The sequence below is a fragment of the Micromonospora sp. NPDC005203 genome (assembly GCF_042872705.1).
In the GTDB taxonomy this organism is placed as follows: domain Bacteria; phylum Actinomycetota; class Actinomycetes; order Mycobacteriales; family Micromonosporaceae; genus Micromonospora.
Window position 1 is genome coordinate 563641 of record NZ_JBIAKV010000001.1, and the last position, 21747, is coordinate 585387.

At 71.6% G+C, this 21747-nt stretch carries 27 protein-coding genes; 14 read left to right on the plus strand and 13 right to left on the minus strand.

What is annotated here, in order from left to right:
• Nucleotides 1-239 precede the first annotated feature (239 nt).
• From ACFYPM_RS02725 to ACFYPM_RS02735, 3 genes are all read right to left on the minus strand, one after another.
• Nucleotides 240-1391, minus strand: a complete 1152-nt coding sequence (locus tag ACFYPM_RS02725; RefSeq protein WP_387190537.1) for an Mrp/NBP35 family ATP-binding protein — start codon at nucleotides 1389-1391, stop codon at nucleotides 240-242.
• A gap of 76 nt (nucleotides 1392-1467) precedes the next feature.
• Nucleotides 1468-2118, minus strand: a complete 651-nt coding sequence (locus ACFYPM_RS02730; protein ID WP_387190540.1) for a DUF1003 domain-containing protein — start codon at nucleotides 2116-2118, stop codon at nucleotides 1468-1470.
• Nucleotides 2111-3397 carry a magnesium transporter MgtE N-terminal domain-containing protein gene (locus ACFYPM_RS02735; RefSeq protein WP_387190542.1) on the minus strand — a complete coding sequence of 429 codons (1287 nt, stop codon included), beginning with the start codon at nucleotides 3395-3397 and terminating at the stop codon, nucleotides 2111-2113. Before ACFYPM_RS02735 ends, ACFYPM_RS02730 begins: the two co-directional genes overlap by 8 nt.
• A gap of 33 nt (nucleotides 3398-3430) precedes the next feature.
• Here ACFYPM_RS02735 and ACFYPM_RS02740 point away from each other — a divergent pair, with 33 nt between their 5' ends.
• Both ACFYPM_RS02740 and ACFYPM_RS02745 read left to right on the plus strand, forming a co-directional pair.
• Nucleotides 3431-4300 carry a PhzF family phenazine biosynthesis protein gene (locus tag ACFYPM_RS02740; protein ID WP_387190544.1) on the plus strand — a complete coding sequence of 290 codons (870 nt, stop codon included), beginning with the start codon at nucleotides 3431-3433 and terminating at the stop codon, nucleotides 4298-4300.
• Nucleotides 4301-4312: 12 nt separating this feature from the next.
• The gene (locus tag ACFYPM_RS02745; protein WP_387190547.1) at nucleotides 4313-4843 is read left to right on the plus strand and encodes a hypothetical protein; all 531 of its coding nucleotides are present in this window, start codon (nucleotides 4313-4315) and stop codon (nucleotides 4841-4843) included.
• Between the two features lie 38 nt (nucleotides 4844-4881).
• Here the strand turns inward: ACFYPM_RS02745 and ACFYPM_RS02750 are convergent, their stop codons facing one another.
• Entirely contained in the window at nucleotides 4882-5589 is a 708-nt protein-coding gene (locus ACFYPM_RS02750) for an HAD family hydrolase (protein ID WP_387190550.1), read from the minus strand.
• A 103-nt stretch (nucleotides 5590-5692) separates the two neighbouring features.
• Here ACFYPM_RS02750 and ACFYPM_RS02755 point away from each other — a divergent pair, with 103 nt between their 5' ends.
• The 3 genes from ACFYPM_RS02755 (at nucleotide 5693) to ACFYPM_RS02765 (ending at nucleotide 8661) form a co-directional block, all read left to right on the plus strand.
• Entirely contained in the window at nucleotides 5693-6649 is a 957-nt protein-coding gene (locus tag ACFYPM_RS02755; RefSeq protein ID WP_387190553.1) for a DMT family transporter, read from the plus strand.
• A 96-nt stretch (nucleotides 6650-6745) separates the two neighbouring features.
• Complete coding sequence (locus ACFYPM_RS02760; protein ID WP_387190556.1) at nucleotides 6746-7270, plus strand: SigE family RNA polymerase sigma factor; 525 nt, start codon at nucleotides 6746-6748, stop codon at nucleotides 7268-7270.
• Nucleotides 7267-8661: a hypothetical protein gene (locus tag ACFYPM_RS02765; RefSeq protein ID WP_387190559.1), complete on the plus strand. Its 1395-nt coding sequence runs from the start codon at nucleotides 7267-7269 to the stop codon at nucleotides 8659-8661. The genes ACFYPM_RS02760 and ACFYPM_RS02765 overlap by 4 nt, the downstream gene beginning before the upstream one ends.
• Here ACFYPM_RS02765 and ACFYPM_RS02770 read toward each other — a convergent pair.
• Nucleotides 8639-8914, minus strand: a complete 276-nt coding sequence (locus ACFYPM_RS02770; RefSeq protein WP_357368353.1) for a hypothetical protein — start codon at nucleotides 8912-8914, stop codon at nucleotides 8639-8641. The two genes, ACFYPM_RS02765 and ACFYPM_RS02770, sit on opposite strands and share 23 nt — an antisense overlap.
• A 10-nt stretch (nucleotides 8915-8924) precedes the next feature.
• The gene (locus ACFYPM_RS02775) at nucleotides 8925-9746 is read right to left on the minus strand and encodes an SDR family NAD(P)-dependent oxidoreductase (protein WP_387191428.1); all 822 of its coding nucleotides are present in this window, start codon (nucleotides 9744-9746) and stop codon (nucleotides 8925-8927) included.
• A 117-nt stretch (nucleotides 9747-9863) separates the two neighbouring features.
• On the opposite strand from ACFYPM_RS02775, the gene ACFYPM_RS02780 reads away from it, so the two are divergent.
• A complete protein-coding gene (locus ACFYPM_RS02780) occupies nucleotides 9864-10820 on the plus strand; it encodes an HpcH/HpaI aldolase/citrate lyase family protein (protein ID WP_387190562.1) in 957 nt (318 codons plus the stop codon).
• Between the two features lie 78 nt (nucleotides 10821-10898).
• On the opposite strand, the gene ACFYPM_RS02785 is transcribed toward ACFYPM_RS02780, so the two are convergent.
• Nucleotides 10899-11414, minus strand: coding sequence for a DUF4190 domain-containing protein (locus ACFYPM_RS02785; protein ID WP_387190566.1), 516 nt, complete (start codon nucleotides 11412-11414; stop codon nucleotides 10899-10901).
• A 118-nt stretch (nucleotides 11415-11532) separates the two neighbouring features.
• Here ACFYPM_RS02785 and ACFYPM_RS02790 point away from each other — a divergent pair, with 118 nt between their 5' ends.
• On the plus strand, nucleotides 11533-12438 hold the full coding sequence (locus ACFYPM_RS02790; protein WP_387190569.1) for an SDR family NAD(P)-dependent oxidoreductase: 906 nt from the start codon (nucleotides 11533-11535) through the stop codon (nucleotides 12436-12438).
• Between the two features lie 13 nt (nucleotides 12439-12451).
• On the opposite strand, the gene ACFYPM_RS02795 is transcribed toward ACFYPM_RS02790, so the two are convergent.
• A complete protein-coding gene (locus tag ACFYPM_RS02795) occupies nucleotides 12452-12991 on the minus strand; it encodes a DUF4190 domain-containing protein (protein WP_387190572.1) in 540 nt (179 codons plus the stop codon).
• Nucleotides 12992-13169: 178 nt separating this feature from the next.
• On the opposite strand from ACFYPM_RS02795, the gene ACFYPM_RS02800 reads away from it, so the two are divergent.
• Complete coding sequence (locus ACFYPM_RS02800; protein ID WP_387190575.1) at nucleotides 13170-14366, plus strand: acyl-CoA dehydrogenase family protein; 1197 nt, start codon at nucleotides 13170-13172, stop codon at nucleotides 14364-14366.
• 120 nt (nucleotides 14367-14486) lie between these two features.
• Here the strand turns inward: ACFYPM_RS02800 and ACFYPM_RS02805 are convergent, their stop codons facing one another.
• Nucleotides 14487-14894, minus strand: coding sequence for a CoA-binding protein (locus tag ACFYPM_RS02805; RefSeq protein WP_387190578.1), 408 nt, complete (start codon nucleotides 14892-14894; stop codon nucleotides 14487-14489).
• Nucleotides 14895-14914: 20 nt separating this feature from the next.
• The gene (locus ACFYPM_RS02810) at nucleotides 14915-15961 is read right to left on the minus strand and encodes an Rv2578c family radical SAM protein (protein WP_387190582.1); all 1047 of its coding nucleotides are present in this window, start codon (nucleotides 15959-15961) and stop codon (nucleotides 14915-14917) included.
• Between the two features lie 93 nt (nucleotides 15962-16054).
• On the opposite strand from ACFYPM_RS02810, the gene ACFYPM_RS02815 reads away from it, so the two are divergent.
• A complete protein-coding gene (locus ACFYPM_RS02815; protein ID WP_387190585.1) occupies nucleotides 16055-16474 on the plus strand; it encodes a thiol-disulfide oxidoreductase DCC family protein in 420 nt (139 codons plus the stop codon).
• On the opposite strand, the gene ACFYPM_RS02820 is transcribed toward ACFYPM_RS02815, so the two are convergent.
• The 3 genes from ACFYPM_RS02820 to trxA all read right to left on the minus strand — a co-directional run bounded on the left by ACFYPM_RS02820 (nucleotide 16438) and on the right by trxA (nucleotide 18341).
• Nucleotides 16438-17394 (minus strand): HTTM domain-containing protein, encoded by a 957-nt coding sequence (locus ACFYPM_RS02820; protein WP_387190588.1) that lies wholly within the window; start codon nucleotides 17392-17394, stop codon nucleotides 16438-16440. The two genes, ACFYPM_RS02815 and ACFYPM_RS02820, sit on opposite strands and share 37 nt — an antisense overlap.
• Entirely contained in the window at nucleotides 17391-17831 is a 441-nt protein-coding gene (locus ACFYPM_RS02825; RefSeq protein ID WP_387190591.1) for a hypothetical protein, read from the minus strand. The genes ACFYPM_RS02820 and ACFYPM_RS02825 overlap by 4 nt, the downstream gene beginning before the upstream one ends.
• A gap of 147 nt (nucleotides 17832-17978) precedes the next feature.
• Nucleotides 17979-18341: a thioredoxin gene (gene trxA, locus ACFYPM_RS02830; protein ID WP_124771302.1), complete on the minus strand. Its 363-nt coding sequence runs from the start codon at nucleotides 18339-18341 to the stop codon at nucleotides 17979-17981.
• Nucleotides 18342-18888: 547 nt separating this feature from the next.
• Between trxA and ACFYPM_RS02835 the strand changes: the two genes are divergently transcribed.
• The 5 genes from ACFYPM_RS02835 to ACFYPM_RS02855 all read left to right on the plus strand — a co-directional run bounded on the left by ACFYPM_RS02835 (nucleotide 18889) and on the right by ACFYPM_RS02855 (nucleotide 21743).
• Nucleotides 18889-19404 carry a MaoC family dehydratase gene (locus ACFYPM_RS02835; RefSeq protein ID WP_387190595.1) on the plus strand — a complete coding sequence of 172 codons (516 nt, stop codon included), beginning with the start codon at nucleotides 18889-18891 and terminating at the stop codon, nucleotides 19402-19404.
• 116 nt (nucleotides 19405-19520) lie between these two features.
• Complete coding sequence (locus ACFYPM_RS02840; protein ID WP_387190598.1) at nucleotides 19521-20036, plus strand: hypothetical protein; 516 nt, start codon at nucleotides 19521-19523, stop codon at nucleotides 20034-20036.
• A gap of 51 nt (nucleotides 20037-20087) precedes the next feature.
• Nucleotides 20088-20711 (plus strand): RNA methyltransferase, encoded by a 624-nt coding sequence (locus tag ACFYPM_RS02845; RefSeq protein WP_357241176.1) that lies wholly within the window; start codon nucleotides 20088-20090, stop codon nucleotides 20709-20711.
• Between the two features lie 79 nt (nucleotides 20712-20790).
• A complete protein-coding gene (locus ACFYPM_RS02850) occupies nucleotides 20791-21468 on the plus strand; it encodes a DUF6758 family protein (RefSeq protein ID WP_357241179.1) in 678 nt (225 codons plus the stop codon).
• A 116-nt stretch (nucleotides 21469-21584) separates the two neighbouring features.
• Nucleotides 21585-21743, plus strand: coding sequence for a hypothetical protein (locus ACFYPM_RS02855; RefSeq protein WP_007455302.1), 159 nt, complete (start codon nucleotides 21585-21587; stop codon nucleotides 21741-21743).
• Nucleotides 21744-21747: the final 4 nt, after the last annotated feature.

Below are 21747 nucleotides of genomic sequence, written 5' to 3' on the forward strand. Positions count from 1 at the left end.
CCCGGTTTGGTCCGCGTCCGCCCGGGTCCGGTGCCTTGATCGACTCGGTTTCCAGGAAGTCGGCCCTTCAACCGGCCCAGGATGCCCCGACTTTCAGAAACCCGAGTTGACCACGCGGCGGTGCCAGCTACCACGCGGCGGTGCCAGCTACGCCGGGGCGGTGCCGGCTGCGGCCATTCACTGACACGACTCAGCCCGCCGGCCAACAGCGGCCGCCGGGCTGACGGTGGACGTGGTGGTCAGCGGCCGGCGGGCTTGAGACCGAGCGGCTTGCCGAGCAGCGACTCACGGCGCAGCGCGAGCCGGTCGGCGATGGTGCCGAGGGCCTGCGCGGCCGGGGACTCCGGCTCGGCCAACACGATCGGGTTGCCCGCGTCGCCGGCCTCACGGACCCGGGTGTCCAGCGGGATCTGACCGAGCAGCGGCACCTGAGCGCCGATGGTCCGGCTCAGCGACTCGGCGACGGCCGTGCCGCCCCCGGAGCCGAAGATCTCCATCCGGGAGCCGTCCGGAAGCTCCAGCCAGGACATGTTCTCGATGACGCCGACCACCCGCTGGTGGGTCTGCAGGGCGATCGCGCCGGCCCGCTCGGCCACCTCGGCGGCGGCGGTCTGCGGGGTGGTGACGATCAGGATCTCCGAGTTGGGGAGCAGTTGGGCCAGCGAGATGGCCACGTCACCCGTGCCCGGGGGAAGGTCGAGCAGGAGCACGTCCAGGTCGCCCCAGTAGACGTCGGCCAGGAACTGCTGCAACGCCCGGTGCAGCATCGGGCCCCGCCACACCACGGCGGCGTTGCCGGAGGTGAACATGCCGATGGAGATCACCTTCACGCCGTGCGACTGCGGCGGCATGATCATGTCTTCGACCCTGGTGGGCCGGGCCTCCGTGCCGAGCATCCGGGGCACCGAGTGGCCGTAGATGTCCGCGTCGACCACGCCGACGGAGAGCCCACGAGCGGCGAGCGCCGCCGCCAGGTTGACCGTCACGCTGGACTTGCCGACGCCACCCTTGCCGCTGGCCACCGCGTACACGCGGGTGCGTGAGCCGGGCTGCGCGAACGGGATGACCGGCTCCTCGGTGGCGGCGCCGCCACCGCGCAGCTGCGACTGCAACGACTGTCGTTGCTCGGGGGTCATCACCCCAAAGTCGATCTCGACACCGGTCACTCCGGGCACCGCGGCGAGCGCGGTGGTGATGTCCGTACGCAGCTTGTCCTTGAGCGGGCAGCCGGCGACGGTGAGCAGCAGCTCGACGCGTACGACGCCGCTGGCAGCGATCGTGGCGGAGCGGACCATGCCCAGCTCGGTGATGGGCCGGCGGATCTCCGGGTCGTTGACGGTGGCCAGGGCGGCCTGGATCGCGTCCTCGACGGTGCTCACGGGTGCTGACATGCCCGCAATGCTACGTCGCGGGGCATCCGTTGCCGCTGCTGCCCGGGGCGGTGTGAGCCAATCGATGACCCACGGATCAGCTGTCCGACAGGCGCGGACCGGTGCCGTCCGGCCGGACGTCCCGGCTGAAGTCGCCGTCCAGGTCGTCGCGCGGTTCGTCCAGGCCGACACCGTCGGTTGGCCGGTGGCTCCGCTTCTCCTGCCGGCTGTCCCGGTCCTGCTGGCGGCGCTCCAGCCGCTGGCGGCGGTGCCCCACCTCGTCCAGCTCCTCGGCCAGCCGGGTCAGCTCGGAGCGGAGGAAGTCGCGGGTGGCCACCTCACCCAACGCGATCCGCAGCGCCGCGATCTCCCGCGCCAGGTACTCGGTGTCCGCCTTCTGCGCGGTGGCGCGCCGCCGGTCCTCCTCCAGGGCCACGCGATCCCGGTCGGCCTGCCGGTTCTGCGCCAGCAGGATCAGCGGTGCCGCATAGCTGGCCTGCAACGACAAGACCAGGGTCAGGAACGTGAAGGTGTACGGGTCGAAGCGCACATTCGCCGGGGCCAACGTGTTCCAGCCGAACCAGATCGCGATCACCACCGTCATGACGACGATGAAGTTCGCGGTGCCCATGCCCCGGGCGATGCCCTCCGACCACCTGCCGAACGCCTCCGCGTCGAACCGGGGCAGTGTGATCCCCCGTGGCTCACGCGGCTGGTCGAGCCGAACGTTGCGCCGCCGCTCAGCCATCCGTACCGTCCAGCGCCGCGTCGGTGGTGCCCGGGGCGGCCAGGGCGTCGCGGTCCCGCCAGTCCCGGGGTAGCGAGTGGTCCAGCACGTCGTCCACGGTCACGGCGCCGACCAGCCGGCTACTCCGGTCGATCACCGGCATGGCGACCAGGTCGTAGGTGGCCATCCGACGGGTGATCTCCGGCAGCGGAGTGGTCGGGCGCAGTGGGTCGATGTCGTTGACCACCACCTTGCCCAGCAGGTCGGCCGGCGGTTCACGGAGCAGCGCCTGGAAGTGCACCATGCCCAGGTAGCGACCGGTAGGGGTGTTCTGTGGCGCCCGGGTCACGAAGACCTGCGCGGCGACGGCGGGGGAGAGCTGTGGCTCCCGGATCCGGGCCAGCGCCTCGGCGACGGTGGCGTCCGGCGGGAGGATGACCGGCTCCGAGGTCATCACGCTGCCCGCCGTGCCGGGGGTGTACTTCAGGAGCTGACGCACCGGGTCGGCCTCGTCCGGCTCCATCAGGTCCAGCAGCACGTCCTGCTCCGGCGGGGGCAGCTCGTTGAGCAGGTCGGCCGCGTCGTCCGGGTCCATCTCCTCCAGTACGTCCGCGGCCCGTTCCCGGTCCAGTGCGGCGAGGATCTCCACCTGGTCGTGCTCCGGCAGCTCGCTGAGCACGTCGGCCAGCCGCTCGTCGTCCAGTGCGGCAGCGACCTCGTTACGCCGTGCGTCGGGCAGGTCCTGAAGCGCGTTGGCCAGGTCGGCGGGGCGCATGTCCTCCAGGACGGCGAGCAGGTTGGCCGTACCCCGGTTGTCGGCGATGCCGCTGAGCCCGCGCACCCGGTCCCACTCGACCTGGTGCAGGTGGCCGCGGCGGCTGAGCCGACCGGTCTGCTCCCGTACGGCGACGCGGGTCAACGACCACTCGCCGCCCCGGGCGCACTCCATCGCGACGTCCACGACGGCGCCGGGCTGGCCGCCCGGGTCGAGCTGCACCCGCCGGTCGAGGAGTTCCTGCAGGACCAGCAGCTCGTTCGCGCGCTTCTCGAAGCGGCGCAGGTTGAGGGTGCCGGAGCCGAGCACGACCGCGTCCGCGTCGATGGAGGTGATCCGGTTGATGGACAGGAAGATCCGGCGACGCATCGGCATCTCGGCGACGAGACCCACCACCTCCGGGGGGCGCTTGGTCGCCCGCAGCCGTGCCACGGCGTCACGAACCCGCCCCACCTGGTCACCGTTCGGGTCGAAGACGGCGACTCCGGCGAGACGGGCGATGTAGACCCGGGTCGGCGTGCTCACGGGCACCAGCCTAAGCGCCTAGTGTTTATCAACATGTCGACCTTGGCCTACGAGATCGTGGACGTCTTCACCGACCGCCCCTTCGCCGGCAACCCGCTGGCCGTGGTGTTCGGCGCGGAGGCGCTGGCCACCGAGCAGATGCAGGCGCTCGCGCTGGAGTTCAACCTGTCCGAGACGGTGTTCGTGCTGCCACCGACCCAGGTCGGTGCCACCTACCGGGCCAGGATCTTCACGCCGGTCGAGGAGTTGCCGTTCGCGGGGCACCCGAGCGTCGGCGCGGCGGTCACCGCGAGCCGGCGGGGCATGTTCGGTGTGGGGAAGGTCACCCAGGAGTGCCATGCCGGAGTGCTGCCGATCGAGGTGACCGCGACCGGGGCGACGCTGACCGGTGGCACCCCGACCCTCGGCCCGGAGTTGGACCCGGAGCCGTTGCTGGAGATCGCCGGGTTGGCCGCGGACGACCACGTCGGTCCCGCTCCCCGCGTCGCGGGCTGCGGGCTGGAGTTCCCGTACCTGCCGGTGCGTCCGGAGTCGGTGGCCCGCGCGCGGGTGGACGCGGCGGCGGCGCAGCGGTACGGGGTGTCGCACGTCAGCGTCTTCTCCTGGGACGCCGCCGCGCAAACCGCGCACGCGCGGGTGTTCGTGCCGGGGATGGGCGTCCCGGAGGACCCGGCGACCGGCTCGGCGGCGCTCGGCCTCGGGGTCTGGCTGGTGGCGACCGGGCTGCTGCCCGGTGTGGGGCTGTCGGAGTACGCGGTACGTCAGGGTGTGGAGATGAACCGCCCGTCCGCGCTGGTGTGCACGGTCACCGCGGTGGACGGGGTGGCGGTCGGTGCGACGGTCGCCGGTCAGGTGATGCCGGTGGCCCGGGGCGAGATCAGCGTCCCGCCTTTCGTGGGTTGAGCGGAGGTGCCGATGCGGGAGGATGCGGGTGTGACGGACGAGAACGCCCCCGGGGGCACACCGCTTGTCGACGAGGCGATGAAGAAGGCCGCCGTGGCCTGGGTCAGCGTGTCCGGCGGGCCGGCGCTTGCCCTCTGGTGCGCCCCGCTGGAGGGCGCGCTGCTGGTGGTCTCCGGGCCGGGCGAGCAGGCCGCGCCGGGGCTGGCCGACGCGACCGAGGCGCAGGTCACCCTGCGCGGCGATCACGGCGGTCGGATCGTCACCTGGCCGGCCCGGGTGAGCCGGGTGCTGCCGGGCACCGAGGCGTGGGACACCGCCGCGCCGCTGGTCGCGGCGAAGCGCCTCAACGCGCCGGGTCCGACCGCCGACCTGGTGGCCCGCTGGGCAGCTGACGGGTGCGCGGTGAACCGGCTCACCCCGACCGGTACGTCGCTGGCCGGCGCGGACCTGCCCGCCGACGCGCAGGCCGAGCCACCCCGGCCCACCCCGGCGGTCCGGGCCACCCGCAAACCGTTCCGCCTGCACCGGGTCCGTCGCCGCTGACGCGACCGCCCAGCAGAGGGCCGCCGCCGCTGCTGGGGTCAGCCGGCCGGGACCACGTCGACGTAGCTGTCGACAAGGCTGAGCACCTCACCCAGTGCGTCGAGCGTGGGGCCTCGCCAGTCCAGGTCGGCGTTGAACACCATGTGCGTGGCCAGGTCCGGCGCGGCGAGTTGGACGGCGGTCATCCCGGCCCGCTCGGCGCCGGTCAGCTCCTGGCTGCCGCCGTCACCGACGTAGAGGCAGTCGGCCGGCGCCAGCCCGAGCCGCTGGCAGGCGGTCAGGTAGAGCACCGGATCCGGCTTGCATCGCCCGACCTGCACCGAGAACACCCGCACGTCGAGCAGTGGGGCGACCGCGAGTTGGGGCAGGAAGGCCGGCAGTTCGTGCGTACAGTCGCTGATCACGCCGGTCCGCAGGCCGCGTTGGCGCAGGGCCGCCAGGACGGGCACGGCCTCGGCCCGCAGCCAGGTGTCCGCGCGGACCGCCCGGTGCCGGGACGCCACCGCCGCCCGCACCGCGTGGTCGCTGGGGTGCACGCCGGCCTGGGCGCACACCCAACGCAGGGTTGCCTCCGCGTCGCCGAGCCGGCCGCTGGCCCGCTCGTAGTAGGTGCGGTTCAGCACCTCGGTCAGGATCTCGGTGGGACACCCGAGCAGCTCGGCGGTGCCGACATGCGCGACACCACGCTGCACCGGACGGGTCAGGGTGCCGAAGAAGTCGAACAGGACCGCCTGGTAGCTGGGCATGGGGACGCCTCCGGGCGGTCGGGGGTCGCCGGCGGGACCCCCGTGATCGTAACGGAGCGATGACGTTCCGTGTTGTCCGTCATACGTGTGAGGATTACGTCCCGTGTCCCCACCTCCGCACCGTCCGTCCCCGGACCTGCTGACCACCGGCGCGGTCGGCCTGGCCGTGGTCGCCGTGTCGTCGTCCGCGCCGCTGATCGCGTACGCGGCCGCTCCCGCGCTGGCCATCGCGTTCTGGCGCAACCTGCTCGCGGTGGCCGTGCTGAGCCCCTTCTCGCTGGCCCGGCGCCGCGCCGAGTTCCGCAGGCTGACCGTGGGGGCGGGACGGCGGGAGGGCCTGTTCTGCGTCCTGGCCGGGGTCGCGCTCGCCGGGCACTTCGCCACCTGGGTGCCGAGCGCCCAGCTCACCTCGGTCGCCACGTCCACCGCCCTGGTCGCCACGCAGCCGGTCTGGCAGGGGCTGATTGCCCGCGCCCAGGGGCGGCGGTTGCCCCGGGTGGTGTGGATCGGCATCGCGGTGGCGGTCGGCGGTGCGGCGATCACCACCGGGACGGACGTGGGTGTCTCCGGTGCGGCCGTTCTCGGTGACGTGCTGGCGCTGACCGGCGGCGTGTTCGCGGCCGGCTACACCGCCTTCGGCGAGCGGGCCCGCGCCAGCATCAGCACCACCACGTACACCACCATCTGCTACGGGATCTGCGCGCTGATCCTGCTGCTGGTGTGCCTGGTCGGCGGCGTACGGCTGACCGGGTTCGACGGGCACACCTGGCTGGCCATCCTGGCCCTGGTGGCCGGCGCCCAGCTGCTCGGGCACTCGATGTTCAACTACGCCCTGCGGAAGATCTCCGCGACCACGGTGAGCGTGCTGATCCTGCTGGAAGCCCCCGGCGCGGCCCTGCTCGGCTGGGCCTGGCTGGGTCAGCTGCCCCGCCCGTACGCGCTTGTCGGGATGGCGCTGTTGCTGGTCGGGGTGGCGGTGGTGGTGCTCGGCGGTGGTCGGGCCGCTCGCCGGGTCGCGCCGACCGCGCTGCCGACCGACCCGACCCCGCTGGCCGACTGACCGCGCAACGGCGTCGGGACGAGGTGAGGAACATGGACACCGGTTCCCTCCGCAGGGTGCCCGCCCGGCGTCTATCCGGGTGAGGAGGGCGATCCGTTGACGACTGAGGACCGCGCCCGGGACGGCTTCGTCGATTTCGTCCGGGCGGAGACCGCCGGGCTGACCCGGTTCGCGTACCTGCTGACCGGCGATCGGCACCACGCCGAGGACCTGGTCCAGGTTGCGCTGGCCCGGGTCGCCGTGCGCTGGGAGCGGATCGAGGACCCACCCGCGTACCTGCGTCGGGTGCTCTGCACCCAGGCCGCCAGTTGGTGGCGCTGGCGGCGGGCTCGCCCGGCGGAACGGCTGGGCGGTGCGCTGCCGGAACGATCCGGTCCGGGTGACGACGCCGATCTGCGGCTGGTGCTGTCGGCGGCGTTGGCCCGGTTGACCGTGCGGCAGCGCGCCGTCCTCGTGCTGCGCTACTACGAGGACCGCACCGAGACGGAGACTGCGGAACTGCTCGGCTGCCGGGTCGGCACCGTGAAGAGTCAGACCCGCCACGCCCTCGGCCGACTCCGCCTCCTCGCCCCCGAACTGGCCGAACTTGTCGGCCGTGACCCGCAGGAGGTGGCCCGGTGAGCGCCCGACTCTCCGCGGCGCTGCGCCGCCTCGCCGACGACGTGCCGCCGGCACGCGTACCGGAGGGGCTCTTCGACGCGGCGCGGACCCGGCACCGCCGTCGCCGGGCCGTCGTCGCCGGCGCGCTCGCCGTCCTGGTCCTCCTTCTCGGCACCGGTTACGCGCTGCACCCGGTGGCCCTGCCGCTGCCCGCGGGCCCGCGGCACGAGACCCCGGGCCTGCCCACCAAGCTCGTCGACCCGCCGTTGCGGACCGCCTCGGTCGGCTACTCGGCACCTGGCGTGGCGGCGATGCTCTTCGGTGGTCCCGCCGTGCGCACCAACTGGTTCGAGACCCGGATGGGTGTGGTGGCCGCCGACAGCGACCGCTATCGCGTGCTGGACGACGAACTGGCCGTCGCGGGCTTCGAGGCGATGCTCTCCCCGGACGGCCGGTACCTCTGGGTGGGCGATTCCCTCCTCGACCTGACGTCCGGGAAGGCCACCCCGGATCGCCCGAACGGCTACCCGCTCGCCTTCGCGCCGGACGGGAAGCGCCTGGTCTACGCCGACAGCGAGACTACCTTCACGGCCCCGAACACCTACTCCACCCCGTACGTGGGGGTTTACGACCGGGATCGGGGAACGGACGTGCTGCGGGTGCCGGTCGGCACCACCTGGGTCCCGCCGGGGCGCACGGCCGCGCTGTCGTCGGACGGCGACGATCTCGCCCTCCAGATCCGCGACGAGGTCTGGCTGACCCGGGTGGGCGACGGGGACGCGGATCGGTTCGCCCGGCCTTACCGGAAGCTGCCGCTGGCCGGCGGGCGGCTCGCCGGTGCCGGGTCCTGGCTGCCGGACGGCCGTTCGGTGGCCGTCCTGGGCCGGTCCACCTGTACCGACTGCCCGGTTCCGTCCTACCGGCGAACCTGGACACTGTCGGTACGGTCCGCGGTCGACGGCACCCCGCTGGCCGGCGCGGCGTTCCCGCCGCTGCGCTCCCGCTCGTTCGTGCACCTGCTCGGCTGGCGCTCGGCCGACGAGGCGGTTGCGTTGGTCGGCGTGCCGGGGCTGGCGGCGGAGGACCTCCCGGAGGAGCACGACATCGCCTGGGGGCCGTATCACGAGGTCGGCACGGAGGCCGTGGAACTCGTGGTGCTGCGCCGGGGGGCGAGCGCGCCGGAGGTGCTCTTGCGGACGCCGGAGGGCATCACCGACCTGTCGGTCGCCGCCGACCTCGCGATCGCCGGCGCGGTACGCGAGTCCGGCCGCCCCCACTACGGGCCGCCGCCGTTCTGGGCGCTCGTGGTGGGGTTCGTCCTGGCGGTCCTCGTCGCCCGACCCGTGCTGTCGTTGCTGCGCCGCTGGCGCGGCCTGCGAGGGCCCGGACCTAAACCTCGTGCACCTCGATGACCCGGGTGGTCGGCGCGGTGTCACCCAGTGCGGCGCGCAGCGCGGCCCGCTCCGGGTCGACGAGGAACGACTCGTAACCGGCTCGCCCGTCGAAGCGGATCACGTGCACCTCGGTCTGCCCGTCGGTGCCGCGCAGCCGCCGGTCCAGGTGGCCGCCGTGCCGCCCGAGCAGGGCCAGCACCGCGTCCTCGTAGCGCTGCCCGGTGGCCTCGGCACCGGCGGGAAACTCGACGAGCGCGACGAGCGTCAGCATGCCGGCCACGTCAGTCGAGACCGACGGCCTTGGCGCTGGCCTCCCACAGTCGGGCGGCCAGTTGTGGATCAGCTGCCTTCCGGTACGGGCGACGCACCCGACGGTCGATGTAGTAGGCGCCGTCGACGAGTCGGGAACGGTCCTGACTGGCCAGCCAGACCAGGGTCTCGGCGGCCTTCTCCGGGCTGCGGAACGGAATGACCCGCATGCCGAACGCCACCAACCTGCTGTCGTTCGCGAAGCGGGTGCGCACCACCCCGGGGTGGAAGCTGTACGCGGGAATGTCCGGCCAGCGCCGCGCCGCCTCGGCGGCGAACAGGACGTTCGCCTGCTTGCTGGAGCCGTACGCGCCCATCGGGCGGTAGCCGCGCAGCGGGGCGTTCAGGTCGTCCGGGTCGAGTGCGCCGAATCGGTGTGCGCCGGAGGCGGTCACCACGATCCGGCCCAACCGGTCGGCGAGCAGGTTGGTCAGCAGGAACGGGGCGAGGTGGTTGGCCTGGATCGACATCTCGAAGCCGTCGACGGTGCTCAGGGGTTGCAACGCGATCGCGCCGGCGTTGTTGGCGAGCACGTCGATCCGGTCGTAGGCGGTCCGGAGCTGCTCGGCCAGTCGGCGCACGTCGTCGAGGCTGGCGAAGTCGGCCCGGAACAGCTCCGGACGCTCACCGGCGGCCTCCCGTACCCGAACGGCTGCGGCCTGCAGGCGGGCCGGGTCCCGCCCGACCAGCACCACCCGGTCACCCCGGCAGGCCAGGTGCACGGCGGCGGCCAGGCCGATGCCGGAGCTGGCCCCGGTCACCACCACCAGTCGACGCCCAGTGAGATCTTCCACAGGTCCATTCACCCCGGTCATGGCGCGAGGTTACCGTGGCGTCACAAGGCCCTTGAGGATCGTTAAGTTTTCGTCGGTGGCGTCGGCGTGCCGCCGGACGCTGGAAGGAGCGCACCCTTGGCCGCAGTCGATCGTCCCCGCCGGTCGTGCCTCGCCGTGCCGGGTTCCAGCGTCAAGATGCTCGGCAAGGCGCAGGGGCTGCCCGCCGACCAGGTCTTCCTGGACCTGGAGGACGCCGTCGCCCCGCTGGCCAAGCCGGATGCGCGCAAGAACATCGTGGCCGCGCTCAACGAGGGCGACTGGGCCGGCAAGACCCGGGTCGTGCGGGTCAACGACCTGACCACCCCGTGGACCTACCGGGACGTCATCGAGGTCGTCGAGGGCGCCGGCGCGAACCTGGACTGCGTCATGCTGCCGAAGGTGCAGACCGCCGAGCAGGTCCACTGGCTGGACCTGCTGCTCACCCAGATCGAGAAGACGCTCGGCCTGGAGGTCGGCCGGATCGGCATCGAGGCGCAGATCGAGAACGCCGCCGGTCTGGTCAACGTGGACGCGATCGCCGCCGCCTCGCCGCGCGTGGAGACCATCATCTTCGGCCCGGCCGACTTCATGGCATCCATCAACATGAGGTCGATGGTGGTCGGCGGCCTGATCCCCGACTATCCGGGCGATCCGTACCACTACATCCTGATGCGGATCCTGATGGCCGCCCGGATGCGCGGCTTGCAGGCCATCGACGGCCCGTTCCTGCAGATCCGGGACGTCGACGCGTTCCGCGCGGTGGCCAAGCGCTCGGCCGCGCTGGGCTTCGACGGCAAGTGGGTGCTGCACCCGGGTCAGATCGACGCCGCCAACGAGGTCTACCAGCCGGCGCAGGCCGACTACGACCACGCCGAGCTGATCCTCGACGCGTACGACCACTACACCTCCGAGGCCGGCGGCAAGCTGGGCGCGGTGATGCTCGGCGACGAGATGATCGACGAGGCCTCCCGCAAGATGGCGCTCGTCATCGCCGCCAAGGGCCGGGCCGCCGGGATGAGCCGTACCTCGTCGTTCACCCCACCGGCCGAGTGACCGGTCGGGCCGCAACGACCGCCGCCGGCCGTCGGTCCGGCCCGACAGCCGGCGGTACGTCGACCCGCCCGTTGGTGACTAGCTGCTGCCGCTGCTCGCGCCCGTGGTGACCGCGAGGATGATCGCGCCAACGTAGAAGAGGATCAGCAGCCCGAGCAGCCCGGTGAGGATCCACCCGACGATGATGGCGGCCTTCGCCATCCCCGCACCGCCCTCGCCGCTGAGCCGGATCTGTTTCTGCGCCACGTGCCCGAGGATCGCGCCGACCGGTGCGGTGATGCAGGACGCGATGCCGACGAGCGCGAGCACCAGCGCCGCGATCGCCATCCCGTTGGTCTTCTGCGGGTAGCCGTAGCCGGGGTACTGCGGGGGATAACCGGGTGGGCCGTAAGCAGGCGGTGGGTAACCCGTCATCGGCTCACCGAACGGCGGCTGGCCCCCGGCGTACGGGTCGACCGGCGCGTACGGGTCGGCCGGGCCGGGTTGGGCGGGCACCGGCTGACCGGCCACGAGGGTCGGATCCGGTGTGTGGCTCGACGGCTGGGCCGACCAGGTGGGGTCGGACCAGTTGCCGGGCGGCGGGGGATTGGTCATGCGAACTCTCTCCGTCAGGTCGGGTGCGCCGTCAGGGTAGCCAGGGGTGACCAAACCCGTTGCCCCCACTACCGGGTGCCGCGTTGCTCGGACCGGTCCTAACGGGCAGGATCCTGGCATGGCATTCGACGCGCGCGCCGCGGACCGTTCCGGCAGCCGACCCAGACGGGACGTCAGCCGCCCGGGTGGGGCCCGGCGCGCCCGCCCGGCCACGCCGGCGGGCAGCCCTGGCCCGGACGAGCCGGTCGCGCTCGCCGACCCGGTGACCATGCGCCTCGACGGGAGGGTCGCCCTGGTGACCGGGGCGGGCAGCCCGGACGGCATCGGGTACGCCACCGCCCGGCGGCTCGCCGACCTGGGCGCGCGCGTGGCCATCGTCTCCACCACCCGGCGCATCCACGAGCGGGCGACCGAGCTGGGGGTGACCGGCTTCGTCGCGGACCTCACCGACGAGTCCGAGGTCGGCGCGCTGGCCGACGCGGTCGCCGAGCAGCTGGGCGACGTCGAGGTGCTGGTCAACAACGCCGGCCTGGCCAGTCGAGCCAGCCAGGGGGTGCTGCGGCCGGTCGCCCAACTGACCTACGACGAGTGGCGCGGCGAGATCGACCGCAACCTGTCCACCGCGTTCCTGTGCAGTCGGGCGTTCATCGGTGGGATGGCCGAGCGGGGCTGGGGCCGGATCGTCAACCTGTCGGCCACGGCCGGCCCGGTCAACGCCCTGCCCACCGAGGCCGCGTACGCGGCGGCGAAGGCCGGGGTCGTCGGGCTGACCCGGGCGCTGGCCATGGAGATGATCGCGGACGGGGTGACCGTCAACGCGGTGGCGCCCGGCACCATCTACACCGCGGCGTCCACGATGGCCGAGATCAAGCAGGGGCTCGGCACGCCGGTGGGCCGACCGGGCACTCCGGACGAGGTCGCCGCCGCGATCAGCTTCCTCTGCTCGCCGGCCGCCTCGTACATCACCGGTCAGATGCTCGTGGTGGACGGCGGCAACAGCGTCCGCGAGGCCCGGTTCCGCTGACCGGCGTGGCGGGTCAGTAGCCCCCGCTGTCGCCGGTGTTGCCGAAAGCCACCAGGGCCAGCCAGCCACAGCAGGCCAGCACGGTGAGCCCGGTGAACACGTACCCGAGGATCAGCCCCCAGGTGGCGAGCTGGTCGCCTTCCTCGCCGCTGGTGCGGATCTGCCGCTTCGCGACGTGACCGAGCACGGCGCCGGCCGGCGGAAAGACGAAGGCGAAGACCAGCGACAGGATCGCCAGCACGTTGGTGCCCCGACCCGGTCCGGACGGCGGCGGGCCGTACTGGGCGTAGGGGCCCTGCGGCGGGTATGGCGGCTGCTGACTCCAGTGCCCCGACTGGTGCGGCCCCTGCTGCCCGTACGGCGATGGTTCGTCGGCTGGCGGCCCGTACGGTGAGCGTTCCGTCGGCAGCTCGAACGCCGGCTGGTCCGGCGGCGGCGCGTACGGCGACTGGCCGGCCGGCGGCGGCGCGTACGGCGACTGGTCCCGGGGCGGCTCGTAGGGTGACGGCGGTTGCTCGTCTGCTGGTGGTCCCGACGGCGGCGGGTGGCTCACGCGCTGTCCTCCTCCTGCCGGTGCCGGAAAAGTCCCTCTTGCCGGACGCTACCCGTAGCGGTGAACCTTTTCACAGCGGTTGTGTGGACTGGTCACCTTGGCCTCGTCGGTCCGGGCGGCCGATACTGACCCAGCGTTCAGTTACCCACGAGTAGTGCGCGGATCCCCGGAGGCTGAGATGGCCCGACTCGCCCAGACGCCCGGCCTGACCGATGTGCAGACGTCGATCCTGGAGACCGTCCGGGAGTTCGCCGACAAGGAGATCATCCCGCACGCGCAGCGGCTGGAGCACGCCGACGAGTACCCCACCGACATCCTCGACGGCATGCGCGAGATGGGCCTGTTCGGCCTCACCATCGACGAGGAGTACGGCGGGCTCGGCGAATCACTGCTCACCTACGCGCTGGTGGTGGAGCAGTTGTCCCGGGGCTGGATGTCGATCTCCGGCATCGTCAACACCCACTTCATCGTGGCGTACCTGATCTCCCAGCACGGCTCCGCCGAGCAGAAGGCCCGCCTGCTGCCGAGGATGGCCACCGGCGAGGTGCGCGGCGCGTTCTCCATGTCCGAGCCGGAGACCGGCTCCGACGTCGCGGCGATCACGTCCCGCGCGGTCCGCGACGGAGACAACTACGTGCTCAACGGCCAGAAGATGTGGCTGACCAACGGGGCGTACTCCTCGGTGGTGGCCACCCTGGTCAAGACCGACACCGGCGCGGACTCCGTCTACGGCAACATGAGCACGTTCCTGCTCGAGAAGGAGCCGGGCTTCGGCGAGACCGCCCCCGGCCTCACCATCCCCGGCAAGATCGAGAAGATGGGCTACAAGGGCGTCGAGACCACCGAGATGATCCTCGACGGGGTGAGCGTGCCCGACTCCGCGATCCTCGGCGGCGCCGACCAGGTCGGCCGAGGCTTCTACCAGATGATGGACGGCATCGAGGTGGGCCGGGTCAACGTGGCTGCCCGCGCCTGCGGCATCTCCATCCGCGCCTTCGAACTGGCGGTCAGCTACGCCCAGCAGCGCAGGACGTTCGGCCAGCCGCTCGCCAAGCACCAGGCGATCGCCTTCAAGCTCGCCGAGATGGGCACGAAGATCGAGGCTGCGCACGCCCTCATGGTCAACGCCGCCCGCCTCAAGGACGCCGGCCAGCGCAACGACGTCGAGGCCGGGATGGCCAAGTTGCTCGCCTCCGAATACTGCGCCGAGGTCGTCCAGGAGGCGTTCCGCATCCACGGCGGCTACGGCTACTCCAAGGAGTACGAGATCGAGCGGCTGATGCGGGAGGCCCCGTTCCTGCTCATCGGCGAGGGCACCTCGGAAATCCAGAAGACCATCATCTCCCGGGGTCTGCTCAAGGAATACAAGCTCTAACCCCAACCCCAACCCCAACCCCCAACCCCCAACCCCCGCGATCTTGCACTTTCGGTCGCCCTTCTGTCCCCTTATGCCGCTTTGGCGAGGACAGTAAGTGCAAGATCGCGGAGGGTGGGGTCAGGTCAGGCGGGTCAGGTTGGCGGCTGCGCGTTCGACGATGAGGCAGCGGTCCTCGACGTACTCCATGCCGGCCTCCTCGGCGATCCGCCGCGCCTCGGCCGAGACGATGCCCAGTTGCAGCCAGACCGCCGGGGCACCGATCGCCGCCGCGTCCCGGACCACCTGCACGGCGTCGGCCGCCGGCCGGAACACGTCCACCAGGTCGACCGGGTGCGGGATGTCGGCAAGCGACTTGTACGCCCGCTCCCCGAACAGTTCGTCGACGGTCGGGTTGACCGGGATGATGCGCCAGCCGTAGCGCTGCATCTGCAACGGCACGCCGTGCGCGGCCTTCGACGGGTCGCGGGACGCGCCCACGACGGCGATCACGGCGGAGTCGGCGAGGATCTGCGAAGCGGTACGCACCCGCCGACTCTAGCTCCGCCCTAGAGCAGGGTGAGCTGTTCGGGGGCCGGCGCTGCGGGTGGCTCGGGCAGGCTGCGGTTGTCGCCCCGCTCCCCGCGGTGCAGCCCGTGCCGGCGGGACGCGATCCGCACCCGCGCGGTCAACTCCCGCTGGTACGCCTGCGGGGCGTACGCACCGGCCCGGTAGAGCTCGCGATAGCGGGGCACCAGGTGCGGGTGCTCCCGGGCGAGCCAGTGCGCGTACCACTCGCGAGCACCGGAACGCAGGTGCAGGGGCAGGGCCGTCACGCTCGTGGCACCGGCCGCGACGATCGCCGACACGGTGGCGTCGATCGACCCGTCGCTGTCGCTGAGGCCGGGCAGGATCGGGGCCATCAGCACCCCGACGGAGAAGCCGGCGTCGGTGAGCGCCCGGACCGCGTCCAGCCGGCGGCGGGGATGCGGAGTGCCCGGCTCTACGGAACGCCAGAGCTGCTCGTCGACGAACCCCACCGAGAGGGAGATGCCCACGGTGGTGACCTCGGCGGCCTGCCGCAGCAGGGGTAGGTCGCGCAGGATCAGCGTGCCCTTGGTGAGGATCGAGAACGGGTTGGCGAAGTCCCGCAGGGCCGCGATGATCTGCGGCATCAGCCGGTAGCGACCCTCGGCCCGCTGGTAGCAGTCCACGTTGGTGCCCATCGCCACGTGCGCGCCCCGCCACTTCGGCGCGGCCAGCTCCCGCCGGACCAGCTCACCGGCGTTGACCTTGACGATCACCTTCCGGTCGAAGTCCGCCCCAGCGTCCAGGTCGAGATAGGTATGAGTATCTCTCGCGTAGCAGTACACACACGCATGAGAGCAGCCCCGGTACGGATTGATGGTCCACTCGAACGGGACGCGGGACTGCCCGGGAACACGGTTGAGGATCGACTTGGCCTGCACCTCGTAGAAGGTCATCCCGGCGAACTCGGGAGTGTCGAAGGTGCGGGCGATCGCGCCGGGCAGCGCCAGCGGCAGGGGTGGTGTCGCTGGCGCTGCCCGCTCGGGGTCTCCCTCAACCGGGGGAGCGGTGAGGTTGTCCCAGCGCATGGCCACTATTCGAACATGCGTACGAGTGGAACGCAAGTGACCCGCCGGACACCGGTGGTCGTTCGGGTGGTCGGAGAGAGGAGGATGGCGGGTATGGAGAGGTCGACCTTCGTCTACGACGGGGACTGCGCGTTCTGCACGCGGTGCGCCGAGTTCATCGCTCGCCGGATTCCCACCGGCGCGCGGGTGGTGCCCTGGCAGTTCTCCGACCTGGACGCGCTCGGTCTCACCGTGGCCGAGTGCGAGGAGGCCGTGCAGTGGGTGGGGGCGGACGGCGTACGCGCCGCCGGTCCGGATGCCATCGCGATGCTGCTCGCCGACAGCGGCCCGGTCTGGCGGATGGCCGGGGCGGGCCTGCGGGTTCCGCCGGTGCGCGCGGCGGCCTGGCCGGTGTACCGCTGGGTGGCGCGCAACCGGCACCGCCTGCCGGGCGGCACGGCGGCGTGCTCGCTGCCGCAGGAGGCGCGCGAGCGGCTCTACGGTCCGGCTGGACGCCCGACCACCGGGGCCTGATCGCCGAGCGGTGTCCGGTCCGCGCTGGCGCTGATCCGCTCTTGGTCAGGCGGCGGCGATGCGGTGTTGACGTCCGCCGAAGCTGATCCGGGGGTGTCCCGGCCGGCGAGCCGGCGGGCCCAGACCACCGGGCGGACCCGCTCCAGCGGCAGGAAACTGGTCATCGCGGCCAGGTGCGGCGCGAACGAGATCGTGATGGTCGCGATGGTGACCACGTGGAACGAGTAGAAGAAGCCGACCATGGCGAGCCGCCAGCGTGCCGGCAGCAGGAAGACCACCGGGCTGAGTAGTTCGAACGCGACGATGCCGAACTGGGCGACGATCAGCAGGTGCGGCACCTGGGCGATGAGGTCGGCCAGGTCGGTGCCGCGCCGGATGATCGCGCGAGCCAACACCGAGCCGGTCAGCCAGTCCAGGCCGCCGAAGCGCAGCTTGGCAAAGGCGGCCAGGAAGTACGTGCAGATCACCGCGAGTTGGGTGACGCGCAGCGCCCACCCGCCGGCCTCGGTGCGGGTGGTGTCGCCGTGGCGGGCTCGACCGGCGCTGGGAAGGGCGGCCAGTGCGACGAGCAGCCCGATCCGGTCGTGGTCGACCTTCCCGTAGCTCATCGCGATGATCATCCACTCCAGGTACAGCGCGCAGACCGCCCAACCGAGCAGTCGGGGCGCACGCCCGGTCGCGGCGAGGAGCGTGAGGAGCAGCAGTGCCCAGAAGATGACCGCCACCAGCGCCGGGGTCGGCGTCGGTAGTGGGAGCAGGCGGCCGACCAGCAGCGGCTGGTACAGCTCGCCGGGCACGCTGACCCGGGTGCGTACCCAGGGGGTGAAGAACACCAGGTCGGCGGCGACGAAGAGGTAGATCACGGTCCGGAACGCGGCGATGCGACCGCGCGGCACAGCCTCGGTCAGCCAGCGGCTCATCGGGGAGCCTGCCAGCGGACCACGGTCTCGTCGGTGTGCTTGCCGGTCGGCCGGCCGGCACGGATGCCGTGCCAGCGGATGACGATGCGGATCTCGACGAGCGCGGCGGCATCCGGGTGGCGTTCGGCGTACGCGTCGGCGACCTCGGCGAGCAGCGCCGGGTCGGCGGCGTACCGGTCCTGCTGCCCCTCGATCTCGGCGCGGCGGATGCCTGTCGCGTTCTGGTCGAGGTCGACCACGGCGCCCGTGCTGGTCACCCCCTCGACGCGGGTGTCCGGTGCGGGTGCGTTCGGCGGGTTGGAGGTGGAGTACATCCGGAACGGGCCGAACGGGAAGTCGTCGTCGCTGCCCCAGAAGGTGCCGGCCAGCAGCAGGACGAGACCGAGTGCGGTCGCGCCCAGCCGGGTCACGCGCCCGCGGGTGGTCAGGGTCTCCATCAGGTCGTGACGATACGGGATGTTCCGGCCGCCTCGGGTCCCTCCGACGGTCAGGTGGACCTGCCCAGGCAGGTGATCACGGAGGGGACCCGACGAAGGCCGGGCCCCCTGCCGGGCCCGGCCTTCGGATGCCGTCGTGGCGACGACTCAGTGTTTGTGCTCGGCCAGCTGCTTACGGACGTCGTCCATGTCCAGTGCCTCGACCTGCTCGATCAGGTTCTCGAGGGCGGACTCCGGAAGGGCGCCCGGCTGGGCGAAGACGATCACGCCGTCGCGGATCGCCATGATCGTCGGGATCGACCGGATGTCGAACTTGGCGCCCAGCTCCTGCTGAGCCTCGGTGTCGACCTTCCCGAAGACGATGTTCTGGTGTTTCTCCGAGGAGCGCTCGTAGACCGGGGCGAACCGCTTGCACGGACCACACCAGTCGGCCCAGAAGTCGACCAGGACGATGCCGTCGTTGCCGGTCACCTCGTCGAAGTTCGTCGAGGTCAGCTCAACGGTTGCCATTGCACTCTCCGATCACCGCGGTTTGTCTACGTCCCGTAGAACCAGGGCTGACCGTATCGAATTCCCGGGCGGTCCGGCCCAAAACGTGTGCGGCCTGCCGGGGCCCCCGCAGGTCATCGACCCACGTCTGTTCATCTCGATCTGCGGAACGCAAATGCATGACGCACTTGCGTGACCTGCGGTGATGGGAGCGTTTCCAGGGAGATCCACCCGCCCGAGCGCTACGAATCGGTAACTTGGTGCCTGACGAGGAGGTATCCGGCCTGCGAAGATCGCTGATCAACTCCCGCTCCATCACCGAGAGTAGTGTTACAAAAAGATAAATGTGACCTCGACCTCTGTCGGACCCACGCTTCCGTAGGGCAGAATTCCTCCCATCAGAGCGTGGGCGGCGGGTGCCGGGGAGGGCCCCGCCGCTCATTGCGTCTCCCCCCGTGTGAGTGACCGGTGTGACATTTCCGCCGTGGTCGCTCCCCGGCCTGTTTCCTTAACCACCGGTAAGGCATGCTGTGCCGAACTCCATCGCCGCCCGTCGAAGGGGACCAGGATGCAGTTCGGCCGCTACTACGAGGAGTTCGAGGTCGGCGCGGTCTACCGGCACTGGCCGGGCAAGACCGTCACCGAGTACGACGACCACCTCTTCTGCCTGCTCACCATGAACCACCACCCGCTGCACCTGGACGCGCACTACGCCGCGACAGCCAGCCAGTTCAAGCGCAACGTCGTGGTGGGCAACTACATCTACTCCCTGCTGCTCGGCATGTCGGTGCCGGACGTGAGTGGGAAGGCGATCGCCAACCTCGAGGTCGAGTCGCTGCGGCACGTCGCGCCGACCTTCCACGGCGACACCATCTACGGCGAGACCACCGTGCTGGACAAGCGTGAGTCCGGCTCCAAGCCCGACCGGGGCGTGGTGTCGGTGGAGACCCGCGGCTACAACCAGGACGGCACGATGGTCTGCGCCTTCCGGCGCAAGGTCATGGTCCCCAAGCGGGAGTACGCGGCCACCGCCGCCCCCGAGGGAGTGGATCCGGAGCGGCCCAGCTTCCCCGAGCCACGCTGAGCGGCGCGGCGGGCCGACCCCCGCCGCACTCCGGGCCAGCTCACCCGCGAGCGGGTTGTGTGGCGAAGGGGCGCTGTCCGGGTCGCGGGGGACATATGCTGACGCCGGAGGTTCCGATGAGCCACTCCGTCGCCGGAGAGCCGCCCTCTGCCGGCCGTCGAGCCGCACCCCTGACCACCGCTGTCTACTCCGCCGCCGAGTGGGATCTGCTCATCAGCCTGCCCGGTCGCGTTCTCGTGGCCACCGCGGCGCCCCGCCCCGGTCGCCCGGACCGAGGAGTGCTGGCGGGTCTGACCGGCCTGGACGCCGTGGCCGCCGGCCGAGCCTCCGACAGCGACCTGGTCCGTGCGGTGGTCGCCGCCATCTATGCCCGTCACGATGCCACGTCGCCGCCGGTCGAACGCCTCGCCGACCTGGTGGACCTGCTGGCCGCCTGTCGGGCGGCGAGTCGTGTCCTCGGGCGGCGCGCCGACCCCGCCGACTCGGCCGCGTACCGCCAGTGGGTGCAGTCGGTCGCGGCCCGGGTCTGCCGCGCGGTGCCCGGCCCCGGCGAACGCCGCTTGGACCAGCCCGCCACCCCGGCGGACCGGCGCTTCCTGGACCGACTCGGTGCCGCGCTCGGTCTGGGCTGACCGGCAGGCCGTCGCGCCGAGCGCCGGCACGGTCCGTACCCTCTGGTGATCGTGACCGACGACCAGCTTGAGGTGGGCGTGGGCCCCTGGCCGGGGGACCCACCGGACGACCCTCGCTACGACCCGCAGTTGCTGGCGGAGGGGGACCGGCGCAACGTCGTCGACCGCTACCGCTACTGGCGGCACGAGGCGATCGTCGCCGACCTGGACCGGCACCGGCACGGCTTCCACGTCGCGATCGAAAACTGGCAGCACGACTTCAACATCGGCACGGTGGTCCGCAACGCCAACGCGTTCAACGCCGCCGAGGTGCACATCGTCGGGCGGCGCCGGTGGAACCGGCGCGGCGCCATGGTGACCGATCGCTACCAGCACGTGCGACACCACGAGACGATCGAGGAGTTCGTCGCCTGGGCGGCCGATCGGCGACTGCCGGTGTTCGGCATCGACAACCTGCCCGGCTCACTCCCGCTGGAGACCGGCACCCTGCCCCGGCACTGTGTGCTGCTGTTCGGTCAGGAGGGACCCGGTCTCTCCGCGCCGGCCCGCGCCGCGTGTGACCAGCTCTACTCGATCGCCCAGTACGGCTCGACGAGGTCGATCAACGCGGGCGTGGCCAGCGGTATCGCGATGCACGCCTGGATCCGTGCGCACGCCGGCGCGCCGCCGGACTGACCCACGTACGGTGCCGAATCGGACGTTCCGGCTTGACGTGCCGGCGGTCCGGGGAGACGGTGGGGTTGTGAGTGTCGCGGTGAGTTGTCCGAGATGCGGGGGCCCGGTACGGGCGCCGGATCTGATGCACACCGACTCGAGGTGCGTGCGCTGTGGCCCGGTGCCGCCGTTGCACGTGCCCGAGCACATCGGAGCGGAGATCGTGGCGAGCGTGGTGGAGCAGATCACCGCGACCGGCGATCCACCGGTGACGCCGTTGTGGTGCCCGTGGCCGCTGCCCCCCGGTTGGACGCTCACCGGCGTGGCGTACGCCGGGGACGAGCGGACGGGAGTGCGGGCGACCGCGGTGGCCTGCGCCGGTCCGGCGCCACTCGGCGGTGGTCCGGCGGATCTCGTCTTCGTGGCCGAGGAACCCGGTGTGGGCCTGGGCACCCGACTCGCCGGGCTGGCCGGCCCGGACCCGGGGCCGGAGTTGGTCGGCGCGCTGACCGACCCGGGGCCGGGTCACCCCGACCACGTCGGACAGGCGAAGATCAAGGTCGGCGGCCATCCAACTCCACTGTGGTTGGTCAATTCCCCGACGGATCGAAGCGCGTACGCCGGCGAAGCTCGGGGAATGTGGCTTCATGCGATAGCCTGGCCGGCGAGTGCGGGTCATCTCCTCGCGGAAGACGTCGTGTTACACGACCTGACCGAGTGGACTCCGCCCGAGCTCGTGTACGGCGCACCGTCCCCGTACCTACCCGGGAGGGCTTGACAAGCTTTCCGGGTTGACGGAGAACGGACGCAGATCTTCACTGTACGACACCACACTGATACTCTGGGTGCCGCTGCGGTAATGGGACCCGGCGCCGCGCGAGAGGATGGCCCGCCATGGTCAAGAAGGTCCTCACCTGGGCCGGAATCGCATTCTTGATCTTCTTCGTCGCCTACCGGCCAAACTCTGCGGCGGATGTGTTCAAGTCGCTCGGCGGCGGGATCATGGATATCGCCCAGGGGTTCGGCGACTTCTTCACCAGCCTCGTCGCCTAACCGC